This is a genomic window from Cellulomonas sp. Leaf395, assembly GCF_001424125.1.
Lineage (GTDB): Bacteria > Actinomycetota > Actinomycetes > Actinomycetales > Cellulomonadaceae > Cellulomonas.
Genome location: NZ_LMQI01000002.1, coordinates 176,308 through 194,653, shown reverse-complemented (window position 1 = coordinate 194,653; position 18,346 = coordinate 176,308). Strand labels below are relative to the sequence as shown.

Annotated in this window: 20 protein-coding genes; 19 read left to right on the top strand and 1 reads right to left on the bottom strand. The window is 72.2% G+C overall.

The window, feature by feature from the left end; translation table 11 throughout:
• Positions 1 to 12: 12 nt before the first annotated feature.
• From ASG23_RS05185 to whiG, 16 genes are all read left to right on the top strand, one after another.
• The gene (locus ASG23_RS05185; protein WP_056021247.1) at positions 13 to 1,809 is read left to right on the top strand and encodes a [protein-PII] uridylyltransferase; all 1,797 of its coding nucleotides are present in this window, start codon (positions 13 to 15) and stop codon (positions 1,807 to 1,809) included.
• Between the two features lie 24 nt (positions 1,810 to 1,833).
• Positions 1,834 to 3,426 (top strand): signal recognition particle protein, encoded by a 1,593-nt coding sequence (gene ffh / locus ASG23_RS05180; RefSeq protein ID WP_056021244.1) that lies wholly within the window; start codon positions 1,834 to 1,836, stop codon positions 3,424 to 3,426.
• 6 nt (positions 3,427 to 3,432) lie between these two features.
• Complete coding sequence (locus ASG23_RS05175) at positions 3,433 to 4,515, top strand: amidohydrolase family protein (protein ID WP_056021241.1); 1,083 nt, start codon at positions 3,433 to 3,435, stop codon at positions 4,513 to 4,515.
• Positions 4,516 to 4,700: 185 nt separating this feature from the next.
• A complete protein-coding gene (gene rpsP, locus ASG23_RS05170) occupies positions 4,701 to 5,126 on the top strand; it encodes a 30S ribosomal protein S16 (RefSeq protein ID WP_055922285.1) in 426 nt (141 codons plus the stop codon).
• Complete coding sequence (locus ASG23_RS05165; protein ID WP_055922281.1) at positions 5,126 to 5,365, top strand: RNA-binding protein; 240 nt, start codon at positions 5,126 to 5,128, stop codon at positions 5,363 to 5,365. Before rpsP ends, ASG23_RS05165 begins: the two co-directional genes overlap by 1 nt.
• Before the next feature lie 97 nt (positions 5,366 to 5,462).
• Positions 5,463 to 6,023, top strand: a complete 561-nt coding sequence (rimM, locus tag ASG23_RS05160) for a ribosome maturation factor RimM (RefSeq protein ID WP_056021237.1) — start codon at positions 5,463 to 5,465, stop codon at positions 6,021 to 6,023.
• Position 6,024: 1 nt separating this feature from the next.
• The gene (gene trmD, locus ASG23_RS05155; protein ID WP_056021234.1) at positions 6,025 to 6,795 is read left to right on the top strand and encodes a tRNA (guanosine(37)-N1)-methyltransferase TrmD; all 771 of its coding nucleotides are present in this window, start codon (positions 6,025 to 6,027) and stop codon (positions 6,793 to 6,795) included.
• A 235-nt stretch (positions 6,796 to 7,030) separates the two neighbouring features.
• Positions 7,031 to 7,399 (top strand): 50S ribosomal protein L19, encoded by a 369-nt coding sequence (gene rplS / locus ASG23_RS05150; RefSeq protein WP_056021231.1) that lies wholly within the window; start codon positions 7,031 to 7,033, stop codon positions 7,397 to 7,399.
• A 196-nt stretch (positions 7,400 to 7,595) separates the two neighbouring features.
• Positions 7,596 to 8,462 carry a signal peptidase I gene (lepB, locus tag ASG23_RS05145; RefSeq protein ID WP_235520893.1) on the top strand — a complete coding sequence of 289 codons (867 nt, stop codon included), beginning with the start codon at positions 7,596 to 7,598 and terminating at the stop codon, positions 8,460 to 8,462.
• Positions 8,459 to 9,265, top strand: coding sequence for a ribonuclease HII (locus ASG23_RS05140; protein ID WP_056021228.1), 807 nt, complete (start codon positions 8,459 to 8,461; stop codon positions 9,263 to 9,265). The genes lepB and ASG23_RS05140 overlap by 4 nt, the downstream gene beginning before the upstream one ends.
• Positions 9,266 to 9,323: 58 nt before the next feature.
• Positions 9,324 to 9,647, top strand: coding sequence for a DUF2469 domain-containing protein (locus ASG23_RS05135; RefSeq protein WP_055922267.1), 324 nt, complete (start codon positions 9,324 to 9,326; stop codon positions 9,645 to 9,647).
• A gap of 116 nt (positions 9,648 to 9,763) precedes the next feature.
• A complete protein-coding gene (locus ASG23_RS05130; RefSeq protein ID WP_056021226.1) occupies positions 9,764 to 10,120 on the top strand; it encodes a YraN family protein in 357 nt (118 codons plus the stop codon).
• Positions 10,121 to 11,644, top strand: a complete 1,524-nt coding sequence (locus ASG23_RS05125; RefSeq protein WP_056021223.1) for a YifB family Mg chelatase-like AAA ATPase — start codon at positions 10,121 to 10,123, stop codon at positions 11,642 to 11,644. It abuts the gene before it with no gap.
• Complete coding sequence (gene dprA, locus ASG23_RS05120) at positions 11,641 to 12,846, top strand: DNA-processing protein DprA (protein ID WP_056021220.1); 1,206 nt, start codon at positions 11,641 to 11,643, stop codon at positions 12,844 to 12,846. Before ASG23_RS05125 ends, dprA begins: the two co-directional genes overlap by 4 nt.
• A 198-nt stretch (positions 12,847 to 13,044) precedes the next feature.
• Positions 13,045 to 13,434: a hypothetical protein gene (locus tag ASG23_RS05115; protein ID WP_056021217.1), complete on the top strand. Its 390-nt coding sequence runs from the start codon at positions 13,045 to 13,047 to the stop codon at positions 13,432 to 13,434.
• 20 nt (positions 13,435 to 13,454) lie between these two features.
• The gene (whiG, locus tag ASG23_RS05110; protein WP_082515950.1) at positions 13,455 to 14,363 is read left to right on the top strand and encodes an RNA polymerase sigma factor WhiG; all 909 of its coding nucleotides are present in this window, start codon (positions 13,455 to 13,457) and stop codon (positions 14,361 to 14,363) included.
• Between the two features lie 70 nt (positions 14,364 to 14,433).
• On the opposite strand, the gene ASG23_RS05105 is transcribed toward whiG, so the two are convergent.
• Positions 14,434 to 14,997 (bottom strand): M23 family metallopeptidase, encoded by a 564-nt coding sequence (locus ASG23_RS05105; protein ID WP_056021214.1) that lies wholly within the window; start codon positions 14,995 to 14,997, stop codon positions 14,434 to 14,436.
• A 487-nt stretch (positions 14,998 to 15,484) separates the two neighbouring features.
• On the opposite strand from ASG23_RS05105, the gene rpsB reads away from it, so the two are divergent.
• From rpsB to pyrH, 3 genes are all read left to right on the top strand, one after another.
• Positions 15,485 to 16,531, top strand: coding sequence for a 30S ribosomal protein S2 (gene rpsB, locus ASG23_RS05100; protein ID WP_056021211.1), 1,047 nt, complete (start codon positions 15,485 to 15,487; stop codon positions 16,529 to 16,531).
• Positions 16,532 to 16,640: 109 nt separating this feature from the next.
• Positions 16,641 to 17,486, top strand: a complete 846-nt coding sequence (tsf, locus tag ASG23_RS05095) for a translation elongation factor Ts (RefSeq protein ID WP_056021208.1) — start codon at positions 16,641 to 16,643, stop codon at positions 17,484 to 17,486.
• An 84-nt stretch (positions 17,487 to 17,570) separates the two neighbouring features.
• The gene (gene pyrH, locus ASG23_RS05090; RefSeq protein ID WP_056021205.1) at positions 17,571 to 18,314 is read left to right on the top strand and encodes a UMP kinase; all 744 of its coding nucleotides are present in this window, start codon (positions 17,571 to 17,573) and stop codon (positions 18,312 to 18,314) included.
• Positions 18,315 to 18,346 lie beyond the last annotated feature (32 nt).

The window sequence follows — 18,346 nt, the reverse complement described above, 5'->3', positions numbered from 1 at the left end:
CACCAGACACACATGACACAGGAACGGCCGCCCGCGGGGGGCGCGGCCGCGAACGGGTCGCCCGAGGTCCCGCACCCCGCGATCGGGGTGCGGGACCTCCGCTCTGAGCGGCTCGAGCTCGCTGCCGGCCTCACCGGCCCCGGCTCCGACGGCATCGCCAGGCGGGCCGCGATCGTCGAGCTTGTCGTGGGTCGGCTCCGGGAGCAGTGGGAGCTGGCGACCGACGGTGAGGACGTCTCGGGCATCGCGCTCGGGGCCGTCGGCAGCGTCGGGCGCGGCGACGCCAGCCCGGTCAGCGACCTCGACCTGCTGCTCGTGCACGAGGGCCGCGGCCACTCGACCGAAGCGCTCTCGGCTCTCGCGCAGAAGCTCTGGTACCCCATCTGGGACGCGGGCCTCGACCTGGACCACTCGGTCCGCTCGCTCGCCCAGTGCCGCCAGGTGGCGTCCAAGGACCTCCCGGCGGCCGTCGGGCTGCTCGATCTGCAACCCGTCTCGGGCGACGCCGTCGTCATCGCCCGCGCCAAGTCCGCCCTGCTGGAGGACTGGCGGTCGGCCGCACGCCGGCGGCTCCCGGAGCTGCTGGCCTCCACCCGTCAGCGCGCCGACCGGCACGGTGAGCTGGCCTACCTCATCGAGCCGGAGCTCAAGGAGTCGCGCGGCGGCATCCGGGACGCGGTCGTGCTGAGCGCGCTCGCCGCGACCTGGCTCACCGACCGGCCGCACGGCGCGGTCGACATGGCCTACGCCCACCTGCTCGACGTGCGCGACACGGTCCAGGTGGTGACGCGGCGGCACACGAACCGGCTGCTGCTCGCGGACCAGGACGAGGTCGCGGCACTCGTCGGCTTCGACGACCGCGACGACCTGCTGGCGAGCATCGCCGAGGCCGCGCGAGTGATCTCCTACGCGTTGGACACCACCGTGCGCAACGCACGACAGGCCCTGCAGAGACCCGCCCGCGCGGCGATGCTCGTGCGCGGTCGGCGCACCGCCCCGCGGTTGCGGACCATCGCCGAGGGTCTGGTCGAGCACGACGGCGAGATCGTGCTCGCAGTCGACGCGCGTCCGGCCGAGGACCCTCTGTTGTCCCTGCGCGCCGCCGCGACGGCGGCGCGGACGGGGCTGAGTCTCTCGCCCGTCACGGTCGCGAGCCTGACGGCCACACCGCCGCTGCCGGCGCCGTGGCCCCGAGCAGCGCGCGGCTACCTGCTGCACCTGCTGGGCTCAGGTCCCGCGCAGGTGCCCATCTGGGAAGCCCTCGACCTGGCCGGCGTCGTGACCACGTGGATCCCCGAGTGGGCGGGCGTCCGCAACCGGCCGCAGCGGTCGGCGATCCACCGGCACACCGTCGACCGTCATCTCGTGGAGACCGTCGCACGGGCGGGACGCGACAAGCGCGTCGTCGAGCACGGGGAGACGCTCCTGCTCGCGGCCCTCCTGCACGACATCGGCAAGCGTGCTGGTGCCGGCGACCACTCGACCGAGGGTGCGCGGCTGGCGGGGCCGATCGTCACGCGGATGGGGTTCGACGACCAGGTGGCCGCGGACGTCACGCGGCTCGTGCGCGAGCACCTGACGCTCGCCGAGCTGGCCACGACCGCCGACCCCGACGATCCCGCCACCGTGAGCCGGCTGCTCGACGCCGTCGACCACCGGCCGGACCTGCTCTCGTTGCTGCGCGCCCTGACCGAGGCCGACGCCGGAGCGGCCGGTCCGCAGGCGTGGAGCACGTGGCGCGCCACGCTCGTCGACGATCTGACGGCACGAGCCACCAGGGTGCTGGCAGGTACCCTAGGTCGTCCGTGAAACCCGAAGCGTGAGGACCCGCAGGTGTTCGCCACCCTGTCCGACCGACTGACGTCGACCTTCAAGAACCTGCGCACCAAGGGCCGGCTGTCCGAGGCGGACATCGACGCCACGGTGCGCGAGATCCGCCGAGCCCTGCTCGACGCCGACGTCGCTGTCCCCGTCGTCCGGTCGTTCACGGGCGCGGTGCGCGAGCGCGCGCTGTCGGTCGAGGTGTCCGGCGCGCTGAACCCGGCGCAGCAGGTCGTCAAGATCGTCAACGAGGAGCTCGTCGCCATCCTCGGTGGCCAGACGCGCACGCTGAACCTCGCCAAGAACCCGCCGACGGTCATCCTGCTCGCCGGCCTGCAGGGTGCGGGCAAGACGACGCTCGCCGGCAAGCTCGCTCTGCACCTGAAGGGTCAGGGCCACACGCCGCTGCTCGTCGCGGCGGACCTCCAGCGTCCGAACGCCGTCACCCAGCTCCAGGTGGTGGGGGAGCGCGCGGGCGTGCCCGTGTTCGCCCCGCACCCCGGCAACCAGGGCAGCGAGGACCTCCTGCCGTTCGGTGCGGACCCCGTCGCCGTCGCGCGCGAGGGCCTGGCGACCGCCAAGACGAAGCTGCACGACGTCCTGATCGTCGACACGGCCGGTCGCCTCGGCGTCGATGCTGAGCTGATGCAGCAGGCGTCGGACATCCGCGACGCGCTCGACCCGGACGAGATCCTCTTCGTCATCGACGCGATGATCGGCCAGGACGCGGTCACCACCGCGCAGGCGTTCGCGGACGGTGTCGGGTTCACCGGCGTGGTGCTGTCCAAGCTCGACGGTGATGCCCGCGGTGGCGCTGCGCTGTCGGTCGCCAGCGTGACCGGCAAGCCGATCATGTACGCGTCCACCGGCGAGAAGCTCACCGAGTTCGAGGTGTTCCACCCCGACCGCATGGCGTCGCGGATCCTCGACATGGGCGACGTCCTCACGCTCATCGAGCAGGCCGAGAAGGCGTTCGACGCCGGCCAGGCCGAGGAGATGGTGGACAAGCTGGCGTCCGGGAAGGACCTCACGCTCGAGGACTTCCTGACGCAGATGCAGCAGCTGCGCAGCGCGGGACCGCTGAAGAAGATGATGGGCATGCTGCCCGGCATGGGGCAGATGCGGGAGGCGCTCGACAACTTCGACGAGCGCGAGGTGGACCGCATCGAGGCGATCATCCGCTCGATGACTCCGGCCGAACGCCGGACCCCGAAGATCATCAACGGCTCGCGCCGGTCCCGCATCGCGGCCGGTTCCGGCACCAAGCCGAGCGACGTCAACCAGCTGCTGGAGCGGTTCGACGGCGCGCAGAAGATGATGCGCCAGATGGCCAAGGGTGGAGGCATGCCCGGCATGCCTCCGGGCATGGGCAACCTGCCCGGCATGGGCGGCAAGAAGTCGCGCGGCCGCTCTGCGGCGCCGGTGCGCAAGGTCAAGGGCAAGTCGGGCAACCCGGCGAAGCGCGCGGAGCAGGAGCGGGGCATCACGAGCAAGCCGGCCGCACCGCAGGGTTCCGCGTTCGGCATCGCACCCAAGGCAGAACCCGCTCAGCCGGCCGAGATCGAGCTGCCGGCAGGGCTGGACCGCTTCCTCGGCGGACGCTGAGCCCACGTGGTCCTGCACCTGCGCGGCACGGTCGTCCTCGACGACGAGCGTGAGGTCGGCGAGGCGTGGGTCGTCGGCGGCCGGATCACGTTCGATCGTCCGTCGGCGACGCCCGACGCCGTGCTCGAGGGCTGGGTGCTGCCCGGGCTGGTCGACGTGCACTGCCACATCGGTCTCGCCTCGGACGGCCCCGTGGACGACGGCACGGCCGAGAAGCAGGCTCTCGCCGACCGTGACTCGGGAGTGCTGCTCGTCCGGGACGCGGGCTCGCCCGCCGACACCGGCTGGGTGCACGACCGCGACGACCTGCCGCGCCTGATCCGCGCGGGCCGGCATCTCGCCCGCCCCAAGCGGTACCTGCGGCACTACGGGCGTGAGCTCGAGTCCGTCGACCAGCTGCCGTCGGCCGTCCGCGAGGAGGCAGCGCGAGGCGACGGCTGGGTCAAGCTGGTCGCGGACTGGATCGACCGCGACCTGGGCGCCGACGGCGACCTGCGCCCGCTGTGGCCCGCGGATGTGCTGGCCGACGCCGTGGCCGCCGCGCATGCGGCGGGCGCCCGGGTCACCGCCCACACCTTCGCGACGGAGTCGCTCGACGCGCTCCTCGACGCCGGCATCGACTGCCTCGAGCACGCCACGGGTGCGACTCCCGACCACATCGACCGGATCGCCGCCGCCGGCATCCCGGTCACCGCGACGCTGCTGCAGATCGGGCAGTTCGAGGCCATCGCCGCGCAAGGATCTCGCTACCCGCTGTTCGCCGCGCGGATGCGCGCGCTGCACGCCCACCGCTACGCGCTCGTCCGTGACCTGTACGAGGCGGGGGTGCCCGTGCTCGTCGGCACGGACGCCGGCGGGACCATCGGGCACGGCAAGATCGCCGACGAGGCCGCGGAGCTGGTCCGCGCGGGCATCCCCGCCCGCGACGTGGTGGCCGCGGCCAGCTGGCGCACGCGCGCGTGGCTGGGCGCTGAGGGGCTCGGCGAGGGCGCGTCGGCGGATCTCGTCGTCTTCGGGGCCGACCCACGCGAGGACATCGGTGTGCTCGGCGCACCCCGCGCGGTGGTGCTGCGAGGAGCGGTCGTCTGAGACGTCGGTGACCTGGGCGACATGGTTGGGACCGGCCCACCACATCTGGCACAATGGTCGGCTGTACCCGGCGTCCGCAGCCCCTCTACCTGCGTTCGTCGTGTCCCCGACCTTCCCGGCGCGCCCACCCCACGGGCAATGCGCGGAGAGGTCACCCACAGCAGACATCAGGAGAAGACCACACCGTGGCCACCAAGATCCGCCTCAAGCGTCTCGGCAAGATCCGCGCTCCGTACTACCGCATCGTCGTCGCCGACTCGCGCACCAAGCGCGACGGCCGCGTGATCGAGGAGATCGGCAAGTACCACCCCACCGAGGAGCCCTCATTCATCGAGGTCAACTCCGAGCGTGCGCAGTACTGGCTCGGCGTCGGCGCGCAGCCGACCGAACAGGTCGCCGTGCTCCTCAAGATCACCGGTGACTGGCAGAAGTTCAAGAACCTCCCCGGCCAGGAGGGCACCCTGCGCACCAAGGCCGACAAGGTCGACCCGAAGGCTGCCATCGACGCCGTCGCGCTCGACGCCGAGAAGGCCAAGGCCAAGGCGTCCGAGAAGGCTGCCTCGCAGAAGGCCGCCGCTGCCGAGGCTCCCGCCGAGGACGAGCAGGCCTGATGCTCGCCGACGCTCTCGAGCACCTGGTGCGTGGCATCGTCGACCACCCGGACGACGTCCGCGTGAACGCGTCGACGCTGCGTCGTGGCGACCTGCTCGAGGTGCGCGTGCACCCCGACGACCTCGGCCGAGTCATCGGCCGTGGCGGTCGGACGGCCCGCGCGCTGCGCACCGTCGTCGGCGCGCTCTCGACGGACGGCGCCGTCCGCGTCGACGTCGTGGACGTCGACCGGCGCTGAACCATCGCGCAAGGCCCGGTCCCCTAACCTGGGGACCGGGCCTTCGCCATGTCTGACCACCTGACCGACACCCCGTGCCCGAACGTGAGGAACTTCCATGCAGCTGACCGTCGCGCGGATCGGCCGTGCCCACGGCCTGCGTGGAGAGGTCGCCCTCGACCTGCGCACCGACAACCCCGAGGACCGGTTCGGCGTCGGCGCGGTGCTCGCCACCGAACCGGCGGCGCGGGGACCACTGACTGTGGTGAGCACGCGCACCCAGCAGGACCGCTGGTACGTGACGTTCGCGCAGATCACCGACCGGACGACGGCCGAGGCGATGCGTGGGACCGAGCTGGTGGTCGACGAGGACAGCTCCGACGAGGACGACGCCTGGTACCCGCACGAGCTCGCCGGGCTGCGCGCGGAGCACGCCGACGGCCGGGTGCTGGGCGAGATCGTCGGGCTCGAGCACCTGCCGGCGCACGACATGCTGGTCCTGCGCGAGCCCGACGGCGCGCGGACCCTCATCCCGTTCGTGAAGGCGATCGTGCCCGTCGTCGACGTCGCCGGCGGCCGCGTGGTCATCGACCCGCCCGGTGGTCTGCTCGCCTCCGACGCCGCCAACCTGGTCGTGTCCGAGGAGACGGTCCTGCCCCGAGACGCAGACGACAACTGACGTGCGCATCGACGTCGTCTCGATCTTTCCCGAGTACCTGGCTCCGCTCGAGCTCTCACTCGTCGGCAAGGCGCGCACGAGCGGTCTGCTCGACCTGCGCGTGCACGACCTGCGGGACTCGACCACGGACCGGCACCGGACCGTGGACGACACCCCGTTCGGCGGCGGTGCGGGCATGGTCATGCGCCCCGACGTGTGGGGGACCGCGCTGGACGCGCTCCTCGACGACGAGGCGCACCTGCTGGTGCCGACGCCGTCGGGGGAGCCGTTCACCCAGCGCACCGCCGAGGCGCTGGCGGGCGAGAGCCATCTGGTCGTGGCGTGCGGTCGGTACGAGGGGATCGACGCGCGGGTGGCCGAGCACTACCGCTCCCGCGTCCGTGTCACCGAGCTCTCCCTCGGCGACTACGTGCTCAACGGCGGTGAGGTGGCCGCGCTGGTCGTCGTCGAGGCCGTCGCGCGCCTGCTGCCCGGGGTCGTCGGCAACCCGGAGTCGCTGGTCGAGGAGTCTCACGGTGCGGCGGGTCTTCTCGAGTACCCCGTCTACACCAAGCCACCGGCGTGGGCGGGGCTGGACGTCCCCGAGGTGCTCCTGTCCGGGCACCACGCCCGGATCGCACGATGGCGCCGGGACACCGCGCTCGAGCGGACGGCTGCGCGTCGGCCGGACCTCATCGCGCAACTGCCCGTCGACGGGCTCGACAAGCACGATCTCGCCCTGCTCGAGGCGCTCGGCTGGCAGCTCGTGGACGGACGCCTCGCCCGTCCGTGAGCCCCGCGTGATGTTGAGCACCCGATTTACCGTGGGTGCGGCCTCTGTGGCAGACTTGCCCGTTGGTGCGCGCAGGTTGCGTCTCTGCCACAGGGGAGACGATCACGACCACCCGGGGATTCGCCCGGACGCACCAGACCATCAGACCAAGGACGCCGGTCCTGCCCTGCAGAGGGTGACCGAGACGCCCTCGACGACGTTCCTGACCTGTGGCAGGGCGGGGAAGTGACATCACATGCACACGCTGGACCAGGTCGACGCAGCATCGCTGCGGTCCGACATCCCGGAGTTCCGCGCCGGCGACACGCTCAAGGTCAACGTCAAGGTCGTGGAGGGCAACCGCTCCCGCATCCAGGCGTTCCAGGGCGTCGTCATCGCCCGCCAGGGCGACGGTGTCCGTGAGACGTTCACGGTCCGCAAGGTCAGCTTCCAGGTCGGCGTCGAGCGCACGTTCCCCGTGCACTCCCCGAGCCTGGACTCGATCGAGGTCGTGACGCGCGGCGACGTGCGGCGCGCGAAGCTGTACTACCTGCGCAAGCTCCGTGGCAAGAAGGCCAAGATCAAGGAGAAGCGCGACTTCACCCCCGCCGCGAAGAAGGCCTGAGCCTCCTCGCACGCTCTGTCCCGACGGGCGGCCACCGATCCGGTGGTCGCCCGTCGGCGTCCCGGAGCGCTCGTGCCCTGGTCATAGGCGCAGCGGTGTCGACGAAGGGTCATGGCGACGATGACCCGGTCACGACTCGCGATCTCGTGGGGTGGGCGTGTGCGCGTCTGGGGCCGGCGCATGCGAGAGTGTGCGGGTGATCGACCGACCTCCCCGCGACCTCGACGAGGACTCGTCCCCCACGTCGTGGCTGGGCCGGGAGTCGCTCGACGGAGCCGGTGCAAGCGCCCAGCAGAGCTCCGCCGGGCCTCGGTTGCCGGACGTGACGGTGCCCGACGACGGACGGAACGCGGACCACTCGACCTCGCGCCGGCACGCGGCTGCCCGCCGTCCGAGCGGCGCCGGGTCCTTGCTGCGCGAGACGGCGATCATCCTCGTCAGCGCGATCATCCTGTCGCTGCTGGTCAAGACCTTCCTGGTGCAGGCGTTCTTCATCCCGAGCCAGTCGATGCACGACACGCTGATCGAGCACGACCGGATCCTGGTCAGCAAGCTCACGCCAGGCCCGTTCGACCTCCGTCGCGGTGACATCGTCGTCTTCAAGGACCCCGGCGGCTGGCTGCCGGCCGACGCCGCACCGGACCCGGGCCCGGCGCAAGGTGCGATCAACTCCGCTCTGACGTTCATCGGGCTCTATCCGGCCGACGCCAACGAGCACCTGGTCAAGCGCCTCATCGGCCTGCCCGGCGACCACGTCTCCGCGGTGGCAGGTGGACCGGTGACGGTCAACGGGGTCGAGATCGACGAGCCGTACCTGGCGGCGGGCGTGGCGCCGAGCGACATCGCGTTCGACGTCACGGTGCCGGAGAACAGCATCTGGGTCATGGGTGACAACCGGTCCCACTCGTCGGACTCCCGCTACAACCAGGGCAAGCCCGGCGGGGGCTCGGTGCCGGTCGACAACGTCGTCGGCATGGCCTTCGTGACGGTGTGGCCCATCGAGCGCATGGGACTGCTCCGCAACCCGACCAGCACGTTCGCGGACGTGCCCGACCAGCCGTGAACCTGCTCGCCGCACCGAGGGCGACCGCTCCACGCGTCGCGCCGCACCTGCGCCACGAGCGGCTGCTGCTGCGGGACGGTGCGCGGCTCCTGGCCGGCATGGACGAGGTCGGTCGCGGCTCGCTGGCGGGCCCGGTGAGCGTCGGCGTGGTCGTCGTGGACGTCACGACCCGGTCCGCGCCGAAGGGCGTCGCGGACTCCAAGCTGCTCGCACCTGCGGCGCGCACTCGCCTGCTCCCCGCCCTCGGTCGCTGGGGGCTCGCGCGTGCCGTCGGGCACGCGAGCGCCGCGGAGATCGACGAGGTCGGCATCATCGCGGCCCTGCGGCTCGCGGGCACGCGCGCTCTCGGTGCCGTCGCGACGTCGGTCGGGCCGGTCGACGTCGTCCTGCTGGACGGGTCGCACGACTGGCTCAGCCGCCCGGCCCAGGCCGATCTCTTCACGCTCGACGACGAGCCGACCCTGCCCGTCCCTCGCGTGCACATGCGCGTGAAGGCCGATCGGACGTGCGCGTCCGTCGCTGCCGCGAGCGTGCTCGCCAAGTGCGAGCGGGACGCCATGATGGTCGGTCTGTCCGCAGAGCACCCCGCATACCGCTGGGACGAGAACAAGGGCTACGCGTCGCCCGAGCACATGGCGGCGCTGCGCGAGCTCGGCCCGAGCGTGCTGCACCGCCGCTCGTGGCGGCTGCCGGGGACGACGGGCGGCGAGGGTCTGGTCGACGAGGTGGCCGGTCTCCCGGTCGACGACGACGTCGATGCGGCCCTCCTCGGGCTGGCCTCGGATCCCGACGAGGCGTTCTGACGGTTCGCTCTCGTGGCGTCGCGCCGCCCCGGCTGCACGCATGAGGGATGATGTCCCGGTGAGCGCGGAGGACCTGGAGAACTACGAGACCGACATGGAGCTCGCGCTGTATCGCGAGTACCGCGATGTCGTAGGGCTCTTCTCCTACGTCGTGGAGACGGAGCGGCGGTTCTACCTCGCCAACCAGGTGGACCTGCAGGTCCGTTCGGCCGCCGGCGAGGTCTACTTCGAGCTGACGCTCGCCGACGCGTGGGTGTGGGACGTGTACCGCTCCGCCCGGTTCGTGAAGTCGGTGCGCGTCGTCACGTTCAAGGACGTGAACGTCGAGGAGCTGGCGAAGGCCGAGCTCGACCTGGGCGGCAGCGCGGGCTTCGCCCGCTGAGGCGGCTCCAGCCGAGCCGCCCACAGCCCACCTTGGCGTGACCGCCTCCACGAGGTGGTGCTCGGGCGTCCCGCTCCCCGTCGCGCGCTGGCAGCGTCCTGCGCGGAGGTGGTCCGGTGCGCGCGAAGGACGCAGTGGGACGGTACGGGGAGGACGTGGCGGAAGCTCATGTCCGGGATCGCGGATGGGACGTGCTGGACCGGAACTGGCGGACCCGTGACGGTGAGCTCGACCTCGTCGCGCTAGACGGCCACGAGCTGGTCGTCATCGAGGTCAAGACGAGGCGGTCGATCGCGTACGGGCATCCCGCCGAGGCGGTGACCGCCCGCAAGCTCGCGCGCGTGCGACGGCTCGCGGCGCAGTGGCTCGTGGCGCACGACGTGCACCCGAGGTCCGTCCGCGTCGACGTGATCGCCGTGCTGCTGCCCGCTCGGGGCGCTGCGCAGGTCGACCACCTCATGGGGGTGGTCTAGGTGGTCCTCGGTCGGACGCTCGGGGTCGCGCTCGTCGGGCTGACGGGGCACGTCGTCGATGTGGAGGCGCACCTCGCGCCCTCGCTGCCGGCGTTCACGCTCGTGGGGCTGCCTGACGCCTCGTTGGCCGAGTCGCGGGACCGCGTGCGGGCCGCCGTGACGTCATCGGGACTCGCCTGGCCCAACCGGCGCATCACCGTCAACCTGTCGCCCGCCACGCTGCCGAAGTCGGGCTCGGGCTTCGACCTGGCGATCGCCGTGGCGACGTTGGCCGGTGCAGAGGCTATCGATCCGGCCGCACCCCGCGGGGTGGTCCACCTCGGGGAGCTCGGGCTGGACGGTCGGCTCCGGCCGGTCCGCGGCGTGCTGCCCGCGGTCGCGGCCGCCGTCGCGGCGGGGTGGTGCCGGGTGGTCGTCGCAGAGGCGAACGCGGCGGAGGCGCGCCTGGTGCCCGGTGCACGGGTTGTCGGGGCGACGAGCCTGGCCGAGGTCGCGGCGGGTTACGGCGCGACCGTCGACGTCCCGGCGGTCGCGCCGGTGTCCCCCGAGGCCGTGCCACCGCACCGCGGCAGCTCGGCGCTGGACCTCGCGGACGTCGTCGGTCAGGACGACGCGCGGGCGTGCCTCGAGGTCGCCGCGGCAGGTGGGCACCACCTGCTGATGGTGGGCCCGCCGGGGACGGGCAAGACGATGCTTGCGGCCCGCCTGCCCGGCTTGCTGCCGGACTTGTCGGAGGCGGACGCCGTCGAGGTCACGGCGGTGCACTCGGTGGCCGGCGCGTTCGACCCGGGGGACGGCCTGCTGCGCCGACCCCCGTTCGAGGACCCGCACCACACCGCGACACCGGCGAGCGTCGTGGGCGGAGGCTCGGGAGTTCCACGTCCGGGGGCGGCCTCGCGGGCCCACCGCGGCGTCCTGTTCCTCGATGAGGCGCCGGAGTTCTCGACCGCCGTGCTCCAGACGTTGCGGCAGCCGCTGGAGCACGGCGAGCTGGTGCTCCACCGGGCTGCCGGGACGGCTCGCTACCCGGCACGGTTCCAGCTCGTCCTCGCCGCCAACCCGTGCCCGTGCGGACAGGGAGTCGGGAAAGGGCTCGCGTGCACGTGTCGCAGCGAGCAGCGCCGCCGGTATTTCGGCAAGCTGTCGGGACCGTTGCTGGACCGGGTGGACCTGCAGGTCGAGATGATCCCGGCCCGGGCGGGTGCCGGGGCGGGGGAGTCCTCCGCGGTCGTGGCCGCGCGGGTGCTCGACGCGCGGGCCGCCCAGGCGCAGCGGCTCGTGGGGACGCCGTGGCGCACCAACGGCGACGTCCCGGGCAGCTGGCTGCGGGAGCGGCTGGGACCTGATCGCACGTTGGTCGCTGACCTGGACCGCGCGCTCGATCGCGGCACCCTGAGCCTGCGCGGGGTGGACCGGGTGCTGCGCGTCGCGTGGACCTTGGCCGACCTGGCGGGGCGGGCGGCACCCGGACGCGCCGACGTGGGGCACGCCCTCCTGCTGCGGACACGCGGGAACGGCGCATGAGGGGCGACGGCACGGAGGTGCTGGCACGTGCGACGTGGAGCGCTCTGGTCGAGCCGGGTGACGCCGTCGCCGGCACGCTCGTGGCACTCCTCGGGGCCGTGGACGCCCTCGAGTGGGTCCGCGCGGCCGTCCAGCACGGTCCGGACATCGCCGGGCTCGAGGACCGCCATGGTCCTCTCGCCGACGCCGACCGGCGACGGCTGACGAAGGGCCTCGCGCGGTGGGCCGTCCGCTTGCCTGACTGCGACCCGCGCCGCGATCTCGTGCACCTCGACCGGCTCGGCGGCGCGCTGCTGGTGCCGGGGGACCCTCGATGGCCGTCCACGCTCGACGATCTGGGGGCCGAGGCGCCGTTCTGCCTGTGGGTCCGTGGCGAGCCGGACCTCGGTGCGGTGCTCGCTCGGTCGGTGGCCGTCGTCGGGTCGCGGGCGGCGACGTCCTACGGGGAACGCGTCGCCTTCGACCTCGCCGACGGCCTGACAGCGGAGGGGCTGTGCGTGGTCTCGGGCGGGGCGTATGGCATCGATGCGGCGGCGCACCGCGGAGCCGTCGCGCGCGGCGGGCGAACCCTCGTGGTCCTCGCGGGTGGTGTGGACCGGGCCTATCCGGCGGGGAACGCGCGCCTGCTCGACACGATCGTCGGGGTCGGCGGAGCGCTGGTGTCGGAGGTGCCACCGGGCAGTCTGCCCACCAAGAGCCGGTTCCTGCAGCGGAACCGGCTGATCGCCGCTTCGGGCCAGGCCACGGTGGTGGTCGAGGCTGCGTGGCGGTCGGGCGCGATGAGCACCGCGCACCACGCAGCGCGGCTCCTGCGACCCGTCGGTGCCGTGCCGGGGCCGGTGACGTCGATGGCGTCCGCCGGCTGCCACCGTCTGCTGCGGGAAGGGATTGCGGTGTGCGTCACGGATGTCGCCGAGGTGCGTGAGCTCGCGGGGTCCATCGGCTCCGGTCTCGTGGCCGGGGCGGCTGCCGCCCGCTCCGCCGACGACCGCGCTTCCCGGCGTCAGGACTCTCTCGACCCGGTGTCGCTGCGTGTCCTCGACGCTCTCTCTCGTCGCGTGCCCACCGAGGTCGACCGAGTGGCGAGCCTCGCCGGGGTCACCGTCGCCGAGGCGCGGGGCGCGGTGGGTCTGCTGGAGCTGGCCGGGTGGGCGGTCCGACGCGGGGGCGGCTGGGTCGCGGTGACGATCGACACATCATGACGGCGGCACGCTGTCCAGGAGGCGCGCCGGAAGGCGTCGCGGATGAAGTGTGGGTGAGAAGTTCTCCGGGTGAAAAAAACGCGCATTCGGGCCATTGTTCGTCGAAGAATCGGACATTCACCGGGATTCGCCCACCGTTAGGCCGGGCAGGTGAAAGTGCTTCTTGTGACCGGCTGTGTTTCAGGTCACCGTACTCACATGGACAGCATCGAGGTCGCGACGGGGACGCCTGATCAGGCGCTCCTGCGGTCGGAGTTCTCGGCCCGCCTGGGTGCTCAGCGGGCAATGTCCGGGCACGCGAACCGTACATTTCTCGGTGCTGTCGATCTTCTTCCCGGTCATTCCTCGCGGCACGGTCGGACGGCCCGCTCGGTCGTCCACTCCGTCGCTGCACTCTCGAGCGTCGACGACGTGACGCCCCACACGCTCAGCCACACCGGTGCTGCCCTCGTCCTCAAGGGTGGCTCGGCCGCGCACAGCGTCCAGCAGTTCCTCGGTCACGCGATCCTCGCCGCGACGCCGCGCTCCATCGATGTCTCTGCCGAGCGACTCTGCTCGGCTCCTCAGCCAGCGCACCCCCGAGCATGACGAAGACGATGGAGTCGACGATGACGACGCAGCTGGACGCCGCCTTCCCGGTGCGCACCCGCCGGACCAGCACCGCGCCCGAGGGCGTCATCCCGCAGCCCCGGTCGGCCCCGATCACTCGCGGAGTGCCTGCCCCCCGGACCCCGGTGGCGCCGAGCCGCTCCGTCGAGGAGATCGACGCGCTGTGGGAGGACTACAAGGCGACGCCGTCCGCCGCTGCCCGTGAGGGCCTGATCCTGCACTACGCCCCGCTCGTGGCGGCAGTCGCCGGCCGGGTCGGCATGCGCCTGCCGAGCACCGTGGAACAGGCCGACCTGGTCTCCTACGGCATGTTCGGCCTGATCGACGCCATCGAGAAGTACCAGACGGACCGCTCCGTGAAGTTCGAGTCGTACGCCTCGTCCCGGATCCGCGGTGCGATCATCGACGAGCTGCGCGCGATGGACTGGGTGCCGCGCTCGGTCCGCACCAAGGCCCGCTCCGTCGACCGCGCGTATGCCGAGCTCGAGGCCAAGCTTCACCGCACGCCGACCGAGGACGAGGTCGCCCGGCATCTCGAGCTGCCGGTCGAGGACCTGCGCGCGATCTACTCCCAGCTCTCGACGGTGAACGTCGCGGCGCTGGACGAGCTGCTCGGCGGCGGCGACGACCGCCCCGGCGGCGTCTCCCTCGGTGACACGCTCGGTGACGACCGCACACTCGACCCCGCCAGCTCGATCGAGGCGGCCGAGACGAAGTTCCTCCTGGCCCGCGCGATCGAGTGTCTCGGCGAGCGCGAGCGCATCGTCGTCGTCCTCTACTACTACGAGGGCATGACGCTCGCCGAGATCGGTCGCGTCCTCGGTGTCACCGAGTCCCGCATCTCGCAGATGCACACCGCAGCGATGGTCCGGCTCCGCACCCGTCTCGTCGAGGCCGAGCGCGCCTGACCGCCCACGCCGCGGCACGGCGACGGCTCTCGGCGTCGGCAGCGGACGAGAGCGAGACGGCTGACCGGACTCACCGGGTCACAGCCTCGGGGTCGAGCGGGAGCAGCACCACCGGTCCCGCACCGGCGAGCAGGCTGAACGGGTCGATGTAGTCGTTGTCCGCGATCCGCACACCCCAGTGCAGGCACGTGCTCGGAGCGCAGTGGGAGCCCTCGACGGCGAGGGTGCCGAGGCGCGCCCCGGCCGGGACGAGGTCACCGACCCCGACGCTCGGCACGAGGGGTTCGAGGCTCGACCGCCTGCCTTCGGCGTCGGTCACCGTCACGACCGGTCGACCGCCCACGGTGCCCGCGTACGTGACCACCCCGGCGACGGGGGAGACCACCTCCGCACCGAAGGTCGATCGCAGGTCGACGCCACGGTGCCCGGCTGCCCAGCGTGCGGGCGGAGGCTCGAAGGCGCGCACCACGTCCGCCGTCCCTGCGAGGGGCAGACGGTACGTCCCGGCCGGTGTCGGCGATCCTGGTGGACCGGCAGAGCCCGCCGACGCTGCGGCGACGACCACCAGGCTGAGCAGCACGGTGAGGGTGCCGAGCGTGGCGGCCAGGCGAGCGGTGGGAGTTCCTCGGGTCATGACGGCGATCGTCGGCGGCGCAGGTGCTGGTCGGGGACGATGACGGCAGCCGTGTGGAGGACGCAACGCCCGGGTGGGCTGTGGTCGGCTCGCCGACCCCGCGTCGACCGTTCCGAGTGCAGATGCGGCGAGGGGCCCGGGCTGCCGATGCGGGCGCTGCCAGGCGCTCTCGCTGGTATCCAGCCACCCTGTGCTGAGCTGGGGTGGTGATCGGCTAGACTTCGAGTGCGACCGGTCCGTACCGGTCGACTTCGCGCGTCATCCACCCGATCACCGGACCTACGGCTCAGTGCCGACCAGGACCAGGACGGGGTCGATCTCCGCAGCGGTCCGAGCACCTGCCCACGTGGCTGGCGCCGGAGCGGACGACGACATGGCGCCAGGGGCGCCGGCCAGCTGGTCGGAGCCGACAACCGAGATGCGGGCCCGCGGAAATCGGGTCCGCCTTGACGCGTGCACCTCGCGGTGCGCGCCGGAAGGACGTGCCATGGCCGTCGTGACCATGCGCCAGCTGCTCGAGAGCGGTGTCCACTTCGGACACCAGACCCGCCGCTGGAACCCCAAGATGAAGCGCTTCATCTTCACCGAGCGCAACGGCATCTACATCGTCGACCTGCAGCAGTCGCTGTCGTACATCGACAACGCCTACGACTTCGTCAGCCAGACCGTCGCACACGGTGGCACGATCCTGTTCGTCGGCACCAAGAAGCAGGCGCAGGAGCCGGTCGCCGACCAGGCCGCCCGCGTCGGCATGCCGTACGTCAACCAGCGCTGGCTCGGTGGCATGCTCACCAACTTCAGCACGGTGCACAAGCGTCTCCAGCGCCTCAAGGAGCTCGAGCAGATCGACTTCGACGACGTGGCGGGCTCCAACCTCACGAAGAAGGAGCTGCTCGTCCTGCGCCGCGAGAAGGACAAGCTGGCCAAGACGCTCGGTGGCATCCGTGACATGGCCAAGGTCCCCTCGGCCGTGTGGATCGTCGACACGAACAAGGAGCACCTCGCGGTCAACGAGGCGCGCAAGCTCGGCATCCCCGTCGTCGCGATCCTCGACACCAACTGCGACCCGGACGTCGTCGACTACCCGATCCCGGGCAACGACGACGCGATCCGCGCCGTCCAGCTGCTGACCCGCGTCATCGCGGACGCCGCGGCCGACGGTCTCCTGAAGCGCCACTCGGGTCGCACCGCGGCCGCCGAGGGTGCCCCGGCCGACGCCGAGCCGCTCGCCGAGTGGGAGCGCGAGCTGCTCGCCGGCGCCGAGGCCGACCTGGCCGGTGCCGCTGTCGCGGCCGACGCGACCGAGGCCGTCGCCGAGGCGACGACCGAGCTCGCCGAGGAGACCGCCGCTGCCGAGGTCGTGACCGACCCCGTGGCAGACGAGGTCGTCGCCGAGGCTCTGGCCGACGAGGTCGTCGCGGAGGCCGTGACCGAGGACGTGGCTGCGGCCGAGGTCGAGGCTGAGGTTCAGACCGAGGCGGCCGAGCCGGCCGCCGACGAGGCTGCCGCCGAGGGCGACGCCGACTCCAAGTGATCCTGCCGGTGCCGGTGGCCCCTCGACGGGGTCGCCGGCACCGCGGCACGTCACCGGACCGTTGAGGTCCCGCATCAACGTCACGACACACGAGGAACGGACACGACTGATGGCGAACTACTCGCTCGCAGACATCAAGGCGCTGCGCGAGAAGACCGGTGCCGGAATGATGGACGTCAAGAAGGCGCTCGAGGAGGCCGACGGCGACACCGACAAGGCGCTCGAGCTCATCCGCGTCAAGGGCCTCAAGGGCGTCGGCAAGCGCGAGGGCCGCTCGGCCTCGGACGGCCTCGTCGCCGCGCACGTCGGCCCGACGGCTGACGGCGAGGGCCAGACGGGCGTGCTCGTCGAGGTCAACTCGGAGACGGACTTCGTCGCGAAGAGCCCGAACTTCGTGGCACTCGCCGCCCGCGTCCTCGCGGCCGCGGTCGACTCCCCGGCCCGTGACGCGGACGCGCTGCTGGCCACCGAGGTCGACGGCACGAGCGTCCAGACGATCGTCGACGAGACTGCCGCCACCCTGGGTGAGCGCGTGGTCGTGCGCCGCCTGGCCCGTGTGGCCGGCGAGCACGTCGAGGTCTACCTGCACAAGGTCAGCAAGGACCTGCCCCCGCAGGTCGGCGTGCTCGTCGCGACCGACGCGGCCGGCGCCGGTGTGGCCCGGGACATCGCGACGCACATCGCGGCGTTCTCGCCCACGTACCTCACGCGCGAGGAGGTCTCGGCCGACGTCGTCGCGAACGAGCGCCACATCGCCGAGGAGACGGCCCGCAACGAGGGCAAGCCCGAGGCCGCGCTGCCGAAGATCATCGAGGGCCGCCTCAACGGCTTCTTCAAGGAGAACGTCCTGCTCGAGCAGGCGTTCGCCAAGGACAACAAGAAGACGGTCGCGCAGGTTCTCGCCGAGGCCGGCGGCACGCTGACGGGCTTCGTCCGTTACCGCGTGGGAGCCTGACCTCAGGTGATCGACGGTGGCCCCGGCCCTGCGGGGTCGGGGCCACCGTCGCGACCAGCCCGACCCAACTCTCCTGGAGGCGCCGTGACCCTGGACCGCGAGTCGACCCGCGGGGCCGTGCCGGACCGGCGCGTCCTGCTCAAGCTGTCCGGCGAGACGTTCGGTGGTGGTGACGTGGGCCTCGCGGCCGACGTCGTCCAGCGCGTCGCCGCCGAGATCGCCGTCGCGGTCCGCGCCGGTGTCCAGGTCGCGATCGTCGTCGGCGGGGGCAACTTCTTCCGTGGCGCCGAGCTCTCGCAGCGCGGCCTCGACCGTGCGCGTGCCGACTACATGGGCATGCTCGGCACGGTCATGAACTGCCTGGCGCTCCAGGACTTCCTCGAGCAGGCCGGCGTGAGCACCCGTGTGCAGACCGCGATCGCGATGGGCCAGGTGGCGGAGCCGTACATCCCGCTGCGGGCCATCCGGCACCTGGAGAAGGGCCGCGTCGTCATCTTCGGCGCCGGTGCCGGCATGCCGTACTTCTCGACGGACACCGTGAGCGTGCAGCGCGCGCTCGAGACGCACTGCCACGAGGTCCTCATGGGCAAGAACGGCGTCGACGGCGTGTACTCCGCGGACCCGCGGACCGACCCGGACGCCGTGAAGCTGGAGCACCTGACGTACACGGACGCACTGGTCAACGACCTGGGCGTCATGGACGGGTCGGCGCTCAGCCTGTGCCGTGACAACGACGTGCGGATGCGGGTCTTCGGCCTCGAGGAGGCCGGAAACGTCACCCGAGCCCTCCAGGGTGAGAAGATCGGCACGCTGATCACGGCAAGCTGAGCAGCTCGGCACAGCACAGAACGACCCCCGAC